General features: G+C 38.1%; 11 protein-coding genes. 4 read left to right on the forward strand and 7 right to left on the reverse strand.

What is annotated here, in order from left to right:
• Positions 1-484 precede the first annotated feature (484 nt).
• On the forward strand, positions 485-1,021 hold the full coding sequence (locus F7734_RS31390) for a hypothetical protein (protein ID WP_155748475.1): 537 nt from the start codon (positions 485-487) through the stop codon (positions 1,019-1,021).
• A 203-nt stretch (positions 1,022-1,224) separates the two neighbouring features.
• Here F7734_RS31390 and F7734_RS31395 read toward each other — a convergent pair whose 3' ends face one another.
• Together F7734_RS31395 and F7734_RS31400 are read right to left on the reverse strand one after the other, a co-directional pair.
• Positions 1,225-1,725, reverse strand: a complete 501-nt coding sequence (locus tag F7734_RS31395) for a hypothetical protein (RefSeq protein WP_155748476.1) — start codon at positions 1,723-1,725, stop codon at positions 1,225-1,227.
• A gap of 98 nt (positions 1,726-1,823) precedes the next feature.
• Positions 1,824-2,837 (reverse strand): C2 family cysteine protease, encoded by a 1,014-nt coding sequence (locus F7734_RS31400; RefSeq protein ID WP_243147191.1) that lies wholly within the window; start codon positions 2,835-2,837, stop codon positions 1,824-1,826.
• On the opposite strand from F7734_RS31400, the gene F7734_RS31405 reads away from it, so the two are divergent.
• On the forward strand, positions 2,825-3,964 hold the full coding sequence (locus F7734_RS31405) for an S-layer family protein (RefSeq protein ID WP_155748478.1): 1,140 nt from the start codon (positions 2,825-2,827) through the stop codon (positions 3,962-3,964). The two genes, F7734_RS31400 and F7734_RS31405, sit on opposite strands and share 13 nt — an antisense overlap.
• Positions 3,965-4,112: 148 nt before the next feature.
• Here the strand turns inward: F7734_RS31405 and F7734_RS31410 are convergent, their stop codons facing one another.
• The gene (locus tag F7734_RS31410; RefSeq protein ID WP_166482269.1) at positions 4,113-5,651 is read right to left on the reverse strand and encodes a CHASE2 domain-containing protein; all 1,539 of its coding nucleotides are present in this window, start codon (positions 5,649-5,651) and stop codon (positions 4,113-4,115) included.
• Between the two features lie 5,046 nt (positions 5,652-10,697).
• On the opposite strand from F7734_RS31410, the gene F7734_RS66335 reads away from it, so the two are divergent.
• Positions 10,698-10,802, forward strand: coding sequence for a type II toxin-antitoxin system RelE/ParE family toxin (locus tag F7734_RS66335; RefSeq protein WP_166482272.1), 105 nt, complete (start codon positions 10,698-10,700; stop codon positions 10,800-10,802).
• Positions 10,803-11,041: 239 nt separating this feature from the next.
• Positions 11,042-11,314, forward strand: coding sequence for a hypothetical protein (locus F7734_RS31420; protein ID WP_243147193.1), 273 nt, complete (start codon positions 11,042-11,044; stop codon positions 11,312-11,314).
• Between the two features lie 373 nt (positions 11,315-11,687).
• Here F7734_RS31420 and F7734_RS31425 read toward each other — a convergent pair whose 3' ends face one another.
• From F7734_RS31425 to F7734_RS31440, 4 genes are all read right to left on the reverse strand, one after another.
• A complete protein-coding gene (locus F7734_RS31425; protein WP_347566318.1) occupies positions 11,688-12,203 on the reverse strand; it encodes a helix-turn-helix transcriptional regulator in 516 nt (171 codons plus the stop codon).
• Positions 12,200-12,652 (reverse strand): hypothetical protein, encoded by a 453-nt coding sequence (locus tag F7734_RS31430; RefSeq protein WP_155748480.1) that lies wholly within the window; start codon positions 12,650-12,652, stop codon positions 12,200-12,202. The genes F7734_RS31425 and F7734_RS31430 overlap by 4 nt, the downstream gene beginning before the upstream one ends.
• Before the next feature lie 170 nt (positions 12,653-12,822).
• Positions 12,823-14,493: an S-layer family protein gene (locus F7734_RS31435; protein ID WP_155748481.1), complete on the reverse strand. Its 1,671-nt coding sequence runs from the start codon at positions 14,491-14,493 to the stop codon at positions 12,823-12,825.
• On the reverse strand, positions 14,465-15,118 hold the full coding sequence (locus tag F7734_RS31440; protein WP_155748482.1) for a hypothetical protein: 654 nt from the start codon (positions 15,116-15,118) through the stop codon (positions 14,465-14,467). Before F7734_RS31440 ends, F7734_RS31435 begins: the two co-directional genes overlap by 29 nt.
• Between the last annotated feature and the right edge of the window lie 12 nt (positions 15,119-15,130).

The following is a 15,130-nucleotide window of genomic DNA, read 5'->3' on the forward strand; positions in this document are numbered from 1 at the left end:
TTCCTTAATAGCTTGAATATCTTCTTCATCTTCAGCCTTGCGAATGTTTAACAGTTCTATGACATCTTCTAAAGTGTCCTCATAAGCCTGTTCTAATTTTTCGTAGATTACTTTTAACAACGCTTGTCTTTTAGTTGTGGTTTCCATTTTTATATCCTTAATCAAATTTAATACCGAAATTAGCTCCTAAGACCTCTTCTATTAACTGTTGACTCGTACTTACCCAACAAAGATTATACTATAGTAGATAACCTTTGCATTTCCACGACTGATTCCCCTGTATGCGGCATAATCCACAATTGGATTGCTTGTGTTAAGTCGGGAATGTCCTTAAAAGCACTCAGCACTATTTTATAATGCCGTTGCGAATCAAGGGGAGATAGTTAACCGTTCGAGGACAAGAACTACAGTACCAGGAACGACTATTGATAGTTCTTCAAACCGTCCGACTTATGGTTTAAATGTTCTTGATGGCAAAAGCCTGTTGTTAGTCGGTGGTGATGTGCGTTTGGAGAGAGGATTTTTAGGGGCTTTTGGTGGGAGCATTGAATTAGGGGGATTGGCAGAACCAGGAACAGTAGGGCTTTGGGCGAATAATGGTATTTTGAGCTTGAATTTTCCCAAGAACGTAGCACGAGCAGATGTGTCCATTACTGATGCAGCAAGACTAAATGTTCTGGCTGGGAACGGGGGTAGTATTGCAATCAATGCTGCAAATATAAACGTTTCAGGGGATAGTCGGCTATTTGCGGGAATAGATGTGGAGCAGGGTTCGGTTAACAGTCAAGCAGGAGATATTACCCTCAATGCCACAGGGGCAATTAAAATTAATGAATCGAGTTTAATTATTAATGATGTAAATCGTAATGCTACTGGTAACAGTGGCAATATTAATGTTATTGCTAACTCCGTATCTTTAACTGATGAAGCTCAACTATCTGCTAGTACTTATGGAAGAGGAAATGCAGGCAGCGTGAAAGTAAGTGCAACAGATTCTGTGATACAGCCACAGTCATTGTGATTATTTTGAGATGATGCTGAATTATTCAGACAGAGTAACAAAAGAATAGAGAAAGTAAAGAGATTAAGAGTATACTTCAACATAATTTTGACTCTATGCATGAAATTTGTAAATGTGCGATCGCTCCAACTCTCTTCTAAAACTACTGTAGAGCGATCGTAGAGAGTACATTTATAGCAGTTTGTGTTGAATCAAGAACATCCTTAATATCTCTCCACTGTAACTGGTTCTGATTCAACAAATCTAATTTGATTGCCAATCTGATAGGTAATAACTGCTTTTACTTTGTCACTTCCAAGGTAACCCGTCTTATTTGTTAAATAAAAAGGTATCTCAGAATTTTGTAATGGACGTAATGTTATTTCCTTTTGCGAATATGCAAAATCTTGCAATTGTTCGTCTTTAACGTTAACAATCTTAATACTTAAAATTGTTATTTTAGAATCTTTCTCTACAGTGTTGCTTAAACGGAAAAACACACTAGCAAATCCAATATCTCGATTGGATGTTGGTGGTTGTCCTATTGGTGAGTTTTTTTGTTCTTTGGCTAACAGAGTCACGCTTTGAATTTCTATATTTTGATTGGGTGATGGTTTCATTGCTTGAGAGACTACAATCGTAGGTAAATTCATGGCTGAAACTGTGTGGGAATAACTTGTTAAAGTTGTGCTAAAAAGTATTGCTAGTAGCAGAATTTTATTCATAGAGTTTACTTCATTAATTGGCAATGGTTTTCATGACACCTTTGTACTGTGTTAGAAACCCAGTTTGTCCAAGAAACCGGGTTTCTGGGTTTCTTAAGTTAGGTTGTACGACTCCATCCAGAGAAGTTGGCTTTCAATTCATTAAAAGATATGTCAAAAGTGCCAACATTATAACCAGCTACGTCGTCATTCATTCCCCAAGGATTAAAAAGCTTAAATTTCTGAGTAGAGGAGTTATAACCGACAACTACATAAACATGATTAGCTGCAATCCTAGACTTAGGGTCAATTTGAGAAGCATTAGGATTGGAACTGACACCCATAAGGCTACCACTGTTAAAGGCACTGACCATAGTGTTAAAGTCAAAAGAAGTAGAACGAGTCGAATTGCGTCCTGTAATATGCTTGACAACTTCGCGATCCCAGCCAAACTCAATACCTTTATAGGAGTTAGTATTATCTCGAACTATCTTTCCAGATTCATTCCATTGAGCGTAAGCTTTCTCTGCTAGAGCAACCCATAGTTCATTATTTGGATCTGTGAAATGTTTTTTGTTAAACTGTCCTGGTTGGGCGTAAACAAAATTTCCAGATTTATCTACAGGTAAATATTTATCTACTGTTACGTAGTCAGCAACTCCATTTACGTAGAAGCGGACAGTATAAGTATTGGTACTATTGCCATTATCTATGAACATATTTTGAATTGTTTGAGGTGAACGGAAAGCAACTTCACCTAAACCAGCTAAGAAGTAGCAGTCATTAAGATAGCCTTGATTAATGTCCTGATAGCTCACTCCATTTTGGAACAGAGAACCGTTTGCTTTTTCATATTTGAATTTTTCTTTGGTTTCTGGTTGATCGCTTACTGGACGATCGCTACCCAAAAACCATTTACCAACTAATTTTTCCATGTGGTCGCCACTACTACCAGCATATAAGTTCCCTAGACTTTTACCATCATATTTTGCATTGGCAGCATCACCATTCACAAGTTTATTCGATAAGACGCGAACATGATCTGGCATTTTAAAGTAGCTGGAATTACTCACAATCGTTCTTAAATCTTTCAATTCCGATAGCTCCTGACTTTGTGGAAGTGGGCGGTACATCCGCGAATGCTGACACATACACTCGTTTAACAACAGAAACTTCCGCAAGCGGTGATGCAGGAGATTTAAAAATTGATACCAGACAATTACGAATACGTAATGGTGCGTCAGTATCCACAGGTACTTTACTTGACAGTCAAGGAAAAGGAGGTAATTTAGCAGTCACTGCTACTGATAGCGTACAACTTAGTACCAGAGGTAGCTTAGTCACTCAAACTCTGGGTTCTGGAAATGCAGGAGATTTAACTTTAGAAACAGGGAGTTTGATAGTTCAAGATGAAGCGTTCATATTCGCTGCTACTTTTAATCAAGGTGTTGGCGGTAATATCCAGCTAAAAGCAAACTCCCTTTCTCTCAACAATCGGGCTACTATCACAGGTAGCAGTCAAGGACAGGGAAAAGCAGGTAATATCAACATCAACCTCCGCGATAATTTACAAGCCAATAACGGCAACATTACCACAGCTGCAACTCAAGCGGGTGGAGGTGATATTTCTATCGCAGCTAAAGATATGTTCCTCAGCAATAACAGTGACATTAGGACTAACTTATCTCGTGGAGGAGGAAGTGGCGGTAATATATTCCTATCTGCTGACACCATTATTTCCCTGGAAGATAGCGATATTTTTGCTTTTGCTCCTGAAGGCCAAGGCGGTAATATCATCTTTAACACTCGTGCTTTCGTAAGTTCTCCTTTGTATCGACCTATACAGACAAGGACTGATGCTGCTACTCTTCAAGCATTAGATGGTAATAATCGTGTTGATGTGAATGCAAGTGGTATAGTGAGTGGTAGCATTATTGGTGTACCTGACATCACTTTTCTGCAAAATAGCCTCACAGATTTACCAGCTAACATTATTGACGCTAACGCACTGATTGCTAATAGTTGTATTGCAAGACGCAACAATCGGCAAAACAGTACTTTTCTCATTACAGGAAGTGGTGGTTTACCCGAACGTCCCGGCGATGCACCCCTTTCTCCCTATATAACTGGAACTATGCAGTCTATAACGACTTCAACCACTTCTCACCGTCCGTGGAAAATAGGAGACCCCATTGTTGAACCACAAGGTGTGTATAGACTAGAAAATGGGTCTTTGGTAATGAGCCGGGAGTGTCGTTAGCGTAGTTTATCAGATATTAGCAGCCGTCCCCAAGGTGATGTTGCCCCATCACAATGGGAACGCTACGAGCGTTAGTATGGGTGTTGGTTAAGCTTGCTTGCGTAACCTTTCTAAGTTCCGTTTATGCAATTCTGGAAAGGGAGTACTGTTAAAATCTCCACGACCACAATTTTGCTGGGGACCAAGTGATCTGACAAACTATTCCTTTAGGAGAATTAGGAAATCGCTCAAATTGACCTCCCAATTGTTTGGCTAAATTCTGCGCTTGCTGTGTTCCAAAACCCGCATATGATATATTGGCGATCGCATTAATTCCCGAACCGTTATCGACTACTCGAATTGTATTTACACCTGACTCTTGAATACAAATCACTTCAAGTTTAGTTGTTCCTTGAGCGTACTTACCTACATTATGTAATGCTTCTTCCAGAAACCGACAAAGGCTTCGCTTATGTTCGAGAGTTAACTTCCGCTCATCCATTTGTTCAAATTTTACGACTTTAATCTTAACAGTTTTAAAACAAGGATAGTCCCTGTCCACAACCTCGTTATAAATTTCGTGAAGAATTTCGTGAAGTGGTTGTTGCAAATTCAATTGTTGTTCTTTTCCCAAGTGTAAACTACTGACCTCAGTCAAAGCTTCTTTTTTAACTAACTCATATACACTGCGAAGTTCTTGATTCAGTTGCTGCATCTCTGACAAAAATTGTTGAGGAGCCAATCCTTCTTTGCTTTGAATTTTTCGTAATGTTATGCTAAGGGTCTGCAATGGCTGACTGTGGATAGTGTCGAAGATGTGGTCAATAACTAACTGACGGTCTTTAATACGCGATCGCAAAGCTTCATCGTATCTTTCAAAAGATGCCAATACAGAACCATTCAATACCAAAGCCAAGAAAGCTGGTACAACTGGAATCCACCAACCGATAACCAGTAACCCATAACATATTCCAATCAAGCAGAAACTCGCGAAGAGAACAAGAAGAAGAATTTTCCAAGGAGAATGGATAATTCGTCCCAGGCTAATGCCTAATATACCCCAAGCCACAATCCAAACATACTCCCATACATCAGACCAAACATTGAGCATTGGTCGCCCATCAAGCACAGCACTAGTTATTTGGCTGACCATATGCGCTTGCATCTCAACTCCATAATTCAAAGCAGGATTTTCAATATTTGTTGCTGATGAATTTGCATAATCTTTAACACTTGAAGTCATCATACCTATTAACACTATTTTGCCACTAATCCTATCTGATTCGACTGTTCCCTTGTAGATGTCATCTAACGAAACAATGTTAAAAGGGTTCTGTCTGTTACGAAAATTAATAAGTATCTGACTGCCACCTGTATCCGCTCTTACATAACCACCAGAATTAGGATGAATCCTTCTAATTTTAGTAGAAGCAAACCTAATGCTATAAGGATCGTCAATTACATTATCCGGTTCAATTCCTTTTTTTGATAAATAATGTTTTACCAATTGAAGAGAAAAAGAAAATCGCCATTTATTCTGAAGATTTGCTGTCACTAGTAAATTTCGTCTTTGCTTCCCATCTGTATCTATAATACTATCAGTAAAACCTATTTTTTCTTGAGATACACCAGGAGGAGCATTGACGATAAAACCACTGCGATCGGGTAAAACTTTTTCAACAACAATTAAGTTTTTTGTTTTTTTCAAAGTTTCCAAAAATTCTTATACCCGCTCAACATAATCTCTAAAGATTCAACAAATTACGTAGTTTATAATTTGGATTTTTTTGTTAAGCGGTAACTCGCCAGAGCGGATATAGACGATTTCTTCATTCTGATGAGAATAAAGAAATCGTCTGTATCCGCTCTGGCGAGTTACCGCTTAACAAAAAAATCCAAATTTAAACTACGTAATTGGTTGAATCTTAGAGATTATGTTGGCGGGTATAAGAATTTGGAAACTTTGAAAAAACAAAAGTAATGTGTTGAAAAATTTTCCGATCGCAGTGTTTATGCAATGCTCTCCTGTGTATCTCAGAAAAATAGGTTTTACTGATAATTATAGATACAGATGGGAAGCAGAAAATTGATCGGGAGAGAAAATTCAAATAATGGCATTTCTTTTTTCTTCAATAGGTAAAATTATTATCAAAAAGGAATTGCCGATAATAATTGAAGACGTAAGCATAGGTTGTTTAATAAAATTAAAGATTATCCTAATCTGGGTTACACTTAGTATAATTCGTAACGACAGAACCCTTTTACATTGTTCGTTGATAAATCTACAAGGAAAGTCGATCAATAGGATTAGTGGCAAAATAGTGTTAATAGTATTTTGATTCAAGTGTTAAATTTGCAAAGGAAGAATATTGAAAATCCTCTTTAATGGATTAGTGAGATGCAGCAATGTCACCCATAACTATGCTGGCTTGATGGGCACCAATCTCAATTTTGTCTAGTATGGGAGTAGTTTTGGCATAGCCTGGGACGAATTATCATTTCTTGAAATTTCTTCTTGTCTTTCGCAGTTTTCTATTGAAATGTTATGGTTACGTTACGGTTGTGATTCAGTTTACAGCTTTTTGGCTTGGTATTGAATTTTGTATTGGCATCATTTGAAAAGATAGAGAGTTTCGATCGCGTATTAAAGACGTCAGTTAGTTATTGACCAATTCGACACTTCACATCAGCCATTGCGACCTTAGCTAACTACGAAAAATTGAACAAAAAGTAGGTCCTCAAATTTTTCAGAGATAGCACTGAATCAAACTTCCAGTGTATAAGTTATTGAGAGAGTATGAGGTCAGTATTACACCTGTAAGAGAACAACATTGAATTGCAACAACCTTCACGAATTCTCACGAATTATAACGAGTTTGGACAGGGATATCTTGTTTTAAACTGTAAGATTAAAGTCTAAATTTGAACAATGGATGAGCGGAAGTTAATCTCGACTAAGAAGCATTTGTCGGTTTCTGTGAGGAGAGTACTAATTGGAATACGCTCAAGGAAACTAAACTGAAGTAATTTATATCAAAGTATTTAAATTTCAATTTTTCTTAATGTGTGATAACGGTCGGGGAATTATTATATCGGTTGAAACAGCAGGCGAGAATTTAGCCAACATGGGAGGGAATTGACATTTCTAATTCCTGAAGGAATGTTGTCAGATCCTTGGTCCAGCAAATTGTGTCGTGAGATTTTAAAGTACGGACCTTTCCAAATTCATAACGAACTTAAAGGTTTACGCAAAAGCTTAACAACACATCTAACGTCGAGCTCCATGTGATGGGGAACATCACCTTGAACGCGCTAATTCTGATAAACTACGCTAGACCTCGGCTCATTACCAAAACCATTTTCTTCTATACACACCTGTGTTCAACAATGGTCTTTTTTCCACGGAGTAGAGTGGTGATGTTATAGACTGCTGTTCGTTATATGGGAGAAAGGGGCATCGCGGACGTGGGGTAAACCCACTCCTTTAATGAGAAATACGTTTGCCGTTGGTTGCGTCTTGCAATAAACTATTGCAATCAGTGGTAGCTCATAAGTTATGGGTAAATCGTGAGGAGGAGAAAAGAGGTCATACACAAAATGCTACCACTCCTAACGACTGAGCAGAATAACAGATTGTGATTAATGCTTGAGAGTAGCACATAAGTCTGTTGTATAGTCGATACAAAGAGAACTTACTAAACACAGTGTTAAAGATATATAACGTTTGGTTCAGGAGCAAAGCAAAAATTGCTATCTCCAGGAAATAATGGTCGCAGATAGAATTATCGAAGCATTCTCGGGCACAATAAGTTTAGATCTAATGTTTTATTGCTGAAAAATATTTTACTCATAGAACTCACCTGACATTGCAGCGTGTAAATAGGGGTTATGCTTGTAAAATTCCGGAGTTGATTTGATATTACTTGTTTTCCTGTCTTGCTGCTCCGGATGTAGCCGATGTTCCTTTAGCTATTATAATCCAACCTGATTAAAGTACAGGATTGAACGTTATATTGAACTATCAACTCCTGTTTCTAAGTTAAATCTCCTGCATTCCAAACCAGATTGAGTGACTAACTACCTTGGGAAGTGTACGCTAGCAGTAGCCTAACCTCCTTTTCCTTGATCATCAATAAAGTACTGTTACTGGGGCAGTTATATTGTATGTCTGTATCAATTTTTAAATTCTGCACACGTTGCGGAGTTTCTGTGTTAAACGAGTGTATTGTCAGATTCGCGATACCCACTCTCAGGGCTGAATAATTTAAGACGTGTGAGAATTCGCTACTTTAAATGCCGATAATGTTCGCGGTCTTATCGAATAAACTTAAATGTGATCTCCAATGCAAAATAGATTAAAGTCTAGGAACTTATATGCTGGTAAATGGCACCACAGGAAAATTAGTGTAATGTTTTGGGTACATTCGCAGTAACGATCAACGAAACAAAAAAATTCAAATGAAAAGCAAACGGTTCTGTTCCAAATGAGTGAGCTATAGGAAATAACAAGTATCTTATGATGTACTTCTTACTGTTAGGTGAAGTGCTTTCCGTCACCTCAACATTCAAATATTTCATAGAAATGGAATATACAATACTATACTGTTTCTACGTAAATGAGTTCGATAGTAACAGTAGCATAAAGGTGTGTGTCTGGAAATTTTGTTTCGCAACAGGACATTTACAAAAAACATTCGAGTATGGGATGCTCTAGCCGAGAAAGCTTAGCTAATGGATAATCGGAAAGATAGTTGAGATAATATAACTCCATTAAAGTATTGATTTGCTGGATCGCGAGTTGTCAACATATACAGACGCATTCGACTCTTCTACTTCTTTGACGTAAACTATGTCAGTGCTTTAGAGTGTGCTATGGGATGGTGTGAAATTGACCTAAGTTAGGATTGCAGCAATATTTTTTGTAGTGCGTTTTATAATCTTACCAGAAATTAAGCTTTAATCTTTGGGGAATTAGGACGTAGTGTTATAAGTTGGCACTTTGACATAAGGTTTTGTTGAAAGCCAACTTCTTGGATGGAGTTTCTTTCTTTTTTTTTTTGATAACCCAGAATGGTTCTGACAACTGTTGCGAACACCGTAAAGTGTATAGAAACCATTGCATTAATGAAGTAAACCTATGATAAATTCTGCTACTAATACTTTTTAGCACAATTTAACAAGTTATTCCACACAGTTCGGGGCATGAGTTAGTGGTGAAGTCTTCAGCAATGAACCATACCAATCAAAATATAGAAATCAAGCGGACTCGTAGCCAAGAACAAAAAAATCACCATAGACAACAACAACACCAATGAGATATTGATTGCAGTGTGTTTTTCGCCGGTAAGAAATTCTAAAATAAAAATTTTAGTTTAAGATTGTTAAGTAAAGACGAGACAGCGAGCCATTACAAAATTTGAGATACTTTTTATTTAAAATAAAACGGTACTTGAGTGAACAAGTAAAAGCATTATACCTATCAGTTGGCAATCAATTAGATTTTTGAATGAACATAAGTGAGAGATATGAAGGATTTCTGATTCAAACAAATGTTATAAATGTACTTCTCATCGCTCTACCGTAGATTTAAAAGAAGTTGGAGCGATCGCACATTACAATTCATGCTAGAGTCAAATTATGTTGAATATACTCTTATCTTTATTTCTCTATTCTTTTGTTCTATAATTCTGGGCTCAATTCAAATAATAACAATGATGTGTGTAACACAGAATCTGTTGCCTTATTAACGCTGCTCATTCCTCTCCAAAGTACTAGCAAAGTAGCTTCATCAGTTAAGATACGGAGTAGCAATAACATTAATATTGCCACTGTTACCAGTAGCATCATTTAATCATAATATTAAACTGAATTCATAATTTAATTGCAGCTGTGCATTGAGGGTATATCTCTGACTTGACTTTACCGCACATGCTTCAATCATCCGCAATAGCGACATACCTGACGTTTATTTTCAGCATTGTTGCATACTACCGACGTTCCACCAGAAATTTAGCTTGCTCATAATGACACATTGTCGTGCTACTTATTGGAAAAATTCAGCTCAATCATTATTCGCCAAGCCTATTATGGTTCTGCAATCCTAATTCAATCTCCCCAAAACCCTAAAATCTTCTCCAAAGCACATCACACGCTAACAACAGTTTTGCCATCAATAATTTAAAGAGATAATGACGGTTTAAGAACTACAATATCTTCCTGTATGATTCTTGTCTCGACGGTACATCTCCTTGATTCGCACGGCTTAAAAATAGTGCTGGTCTTTAGGACATCCGACTTAAACAAGCATCCAATGGATTATGCAGCAACAGGGAATCATCGTGGAAATCAGTATCTCTATAGTATATCTTGTGGTAAGTACGATCAACAGTAATAGAAAGTTTAGAGCTAATTTCGTATAAATTTATTAGGATATAAAAATGGAAACACAACTAAAAAAGCAGGTGTTAAAGTAACTACGAAAAATTAGAACAGGCTATGAGCACCTTTAGAAGATGTATGAACTGTAAACTTAGCAAGGCTGAAGATGAGAAGATATTCAGCTATTAGGAAGCTAAAAATGTACTATATAGTGAAGAATTAAGCGAGATAGATCGTGACCTATAGATGAGTGAGAGTGAGGTGGAAGCAATTAAAAAAGCTACAACAAGATATTAGAATAGATTACAAAAAATTATAAACTATTTGAAATCCTCGTCAAATGGGTTGTAAGCTAGAAGGAGAATGATACTTTCGGATTCGCGTGGGTAACTATCGCGTTTTATACGATATTTTTGATGACGTTTTAATAATATCAGTTGTAAGAGTTGGACATCGTAGGGAAGTTTATAAGGATGAATAACTAGTAAAGAGTACATTATCAGTTTGATTATGTTGAGCGAATGTAACAAAACAGGAGTCGTTAATGATTTTCTATCTTTTTGTATCAATAAGGTTGCACTTTTGGCATCTCGCTTTCACTTCCCCACGAAGCCAGCCATTTATCAACGGCTTCGCCATGAGCAACGAATCAGCCGCCTAGAAACTCTGTTTATCAACGTAGGTGAAACAGTACTCGCTCAGAATGATGCTATTGCTGCTATGAGTGCTAGCATCCAACAAACTAACCAAAATGTGTTAGCTCAGAGCGCCACGATTGATGTCTTGGTTGCCAACATCCAGCAATTAACCGAAAACGTTAACACTGTAACCAATCGTGTTGATGTTCTAGCCATACAAGCAGAGCAGGATAGAGCGCAAGCAGCCCAAGACAGACAACAAGCAACTATTGACCGCCAAGAATTTCGTAACGAGATTCGCCAGATTTGGGAATATTTGCGCGCTCGTAATGGTGGTAGCAGCACACCCCAATAAGCGCTACAAAATTTTGGCAATGGAAGCGCTTAACTAAGAAACTGGTGCAATAAGAACCCAGAAAATGTCACAGCGATGTTTGCTGGCTAGAATAGCTATTTCAGATTTGTGTGTACACCGTAGCCTTTATAGGGGGGAGATCCATTGCGTGAAATCCTTATAATATAGATATAGCCCGCATAGCACCAGTAGAAAAAGGTTCGAGTGGTGCATCGCCCGGTCGTTCTGGTAAACCACCACCTCCTGTAATCAAGAAAGTACCACTTTGTCTGTTATTGCGTCTAGCAATGCAGCTATTAGCGGCTCTTCAGTACTTGTTAGTTTAGCATAACAAGTACTGAAGAACCCTATTAGCAATGAGTGCATTTTTTTACTATATTTTACTTGTCGCACTTGCCTTGTTCTTATCCCATTTTTCTATAACTTTCTTGACGTGTTCTATTTCTTCAAAGTCTACACGTACAGTGGCATTTTCAAATTCTACACCTAACACAGTACTAACTTCTAATATTTCCACAAAGCTAGCACATTGGTAGTCACTATCTTCATAATCTTTAACCCTTTGTACCTCAATACCTAATAATTCTGCTAGTTGTTGATGTGAGAGTGAAGCTGCTATCCTGGCTTTTACTAATGCATCTGGTAGTTTATTCAATGATTCGACTTTTATTTGAATAGACTTGCTTTTATCACAATTAATTAATCTTTCATACTCTGCTATTTCTTGCTTAAACTCGTCAACTTGGCTTTGGTATGCATCGTGATATAGCTGCCATTTTACTGGGTCTGCTTTTAAACTCTCATTACTATCAATTTCGGTTACTGATTTTTCAAACTTCTGTAACCATTCTTTGGTTGTATTATATTGCTGTTCGCTTTTAATTATCACGGTGCCCACCTCGTTAAATCTATTGCTATAATTCCTTTAGAGGTATCGTTTCTAGTATCGAATTGAAAAAAATCTATATATGATGTTCCAGTGTCATTGGCCGGATAATTAGCTGGAAAGATTTCACCCTTATATCTAGCTTTTTGTTGTATACGTTGTAATGAAAAGTTATATATAGTAGGTGCTAATAATTTTAATTCATAAGCATTAACTCCGCTTTCCTCCCAGCAGCAATCAAAATCACCAGGTGTTGGTTTACTTGATGTAAAACTACCATCTATGTAAATTATACTACATCCTGCCTCTTGTAACTCTTGCATTGCCATTTCCAAGCCTGCTATTAACAGTACACGACGCCTATTGTAACCAAATCGTTCTTTAAACTCCTCCCATTCACAAACATACACCCCTGGTGGTAAATTACCGTTTTCATCGAATTCGGGAATCATTAACTCACACCATAACAAATATCTTAATTATCTGCTACTAAGGTGAATATTTACGAAAAGTCGGGTTGCGATCGCAGCCGAAAACTAGCTTTACCGCACTCAGTTAAATGGTTCTACTGCTGGAGTGATTCTCTCTTCAGAGCAACAGTTGCGCTTGCAAAGCCGTAAGTTTAAGGACATTCTCGACTTAACACCAGTTTCCCATTTGCCAGTTGGTAAAAACCTTGCGGTTCAATAATAGGGTCACCAATTTTCCATGTCCGGCTTTGATTTGTTGTCGTAGGTGACTCATTTTCTATAGGTACAGATCGCATTGTTCCAGTTACATAAGGTGACAGAAGTGCATTGCCCGGTCGTTCTGGTAAACCACCACCTCCTGTAATCAAGAAAGTACCACTTTGTCTGTTGTTGCGTCTGGCAATGCAGCTATTAGCAATGAGTGCATTGGTATCAATAATGTTTTCCGGAAGTTGGTTGAGGCTGTTACGAAGAGAACTGGTGTCAGGTGAATTAATATTTGTCACACCAGCAACGCCTAACTCAGAACTCGCTGTGATATCGCTTCTGTTTGTATCTCTCGATCGCACTTCAATACCAAAGATCCCTTGGGAATTAATCTGGACTTGACCACCAGCACCTGTATATGCATTTGCTGTGAGATCGCTGTCTTCTTCAGGAACAGCAACAATATACTTTGAGTTGACATTAATATTACCGCCATTACCGCCTTTAAGCTCCGTACCAGCGTTGGTAGAAATCTGGCTGTTACGACGTAGGAGTAATAAGTCACTGACTTGCAGTGCAATATTACCACCATCACCGGATGCAGAAGAAGCGATGAATCTTCCTTGGTTGTCTAAAGTCACTTTGGGCGAGATAACTTCAATATCGCCCGCGCTACCTGAACTTGAGGAGAGGACAAAAAAGCCACTGGTAGCGCCAATATTACTTATAGTTCCTGGGAATTTGGCAAGTCGGTCATTGAAAGTCACATCGCTACCATTAACGATCGCTTGGTCAGTGGCATTAACTGTTATTTTACCAGCGCTTCCCTCACCTGAAGTTGTGGCGATTAGTTGACCTCCATTAAGCGCTTCAAAAAGACTGGTATTGATTGTAATATCACCACCATTCCTATTATTACTGGTTCTTGCATTAAACACAGCACCATTTGATATACGCAAGACATTTGTATTTACGGTGATATCGCCGCCTTTACCTGTAGAATTATTTGTTGTGGATGTTAATAAACCGCTAGAAAATTCTCCTGTTGAAGTAGTACCAGAAACGCTAACATCATTGAAAGTACTAATTTGAATATTTCCTGCATTCCCTTGTCCGTTTGTGCGAGCACTCAGTCGAGCACCATTAGTAAGTGATAGCGAATTTGTGGTAAGACGGATATCACCACCCTGACCGATACCTGTATTCTCTACACTGCTTCCAACGAGACTACTGCCATCCAAGAAGACTTGCTCTTTAGCATTAATAATGACATTGCCTGCATTTCCCTGTCCAGAAGTGCTGGAATTTAATATGGAGTTATTGATTAGTGAAAGCTTACCAGTAGAGAAATAAATGTCGCCGCCCTTACCGATACCTGTACTCCCTACACTGCTTGCGACAACACTTCTGTTATCTAGAGAGACTTGCTCGCGAGCCTCAATAATGACATTGCCTGCATTTCCTTTTTTATTGGTGTTAGAAGTAATTACGGAACCATTGCTAAAAAGAGTCTCAGTGTTGATACGGATATCTCCACCATTTCCTGTACCTGTGTTGAACACATTACTGAAAACAGAACTTTGCCCATCAAGAGATACACGCTGTTTTGCATTCATTGATGTTGATACTGCCTGCATCTCCTGTTATACTCGTAGTGCTTTGCACAACAGTTTCTCTAAGTGAGAGTGAATCAGAGAAGATACTAATATTACCACCTTTTCCTTTATCAAGTGTGCCACTGTTGATATTACTTGTGTCAAAGGTAATGCCATCACGAACATTAAAAATTACATTACCTGCATTTCCCTCTCCACTCGTACTATTTGCTACAGTAGTTTCCTTCATGGATAGGAAATTAGAGGTGATATTGATATCACCGCCTTTTCCTCTAGTACTTGAGTCGCTGGTAATGACACTGTCATTAAAGGAAATTTTGTCACGGACATTGATAATTAAACTACCTGCGTCCCCTTCTCCACCTGTACTGGTATCCAGAGAAGTTTCAGTAGCTGAAAGTGAGCCACTGTTAATGCGGATATTTCCACCCCTGTCCTTAGCGGAGATATTACTTCTGGTGGAGACATTACTCCTATTAAATGTGATGTCGTTAAGAGCATCAATAATGATATTACCTGCCTTCCCTTCTCCATTTGTACCCGTATTTAAATAAGCGTTGGTAGCTGAGAGTGAGCCAGTGCTGATGCGAATGTCTCCACCGTTTCCTCTAGCATCTTCTTCCACATTACTGAAGAT

It is taken from the genome of Scytonema sp. UIC 10036, assembly GCF_009725235.1.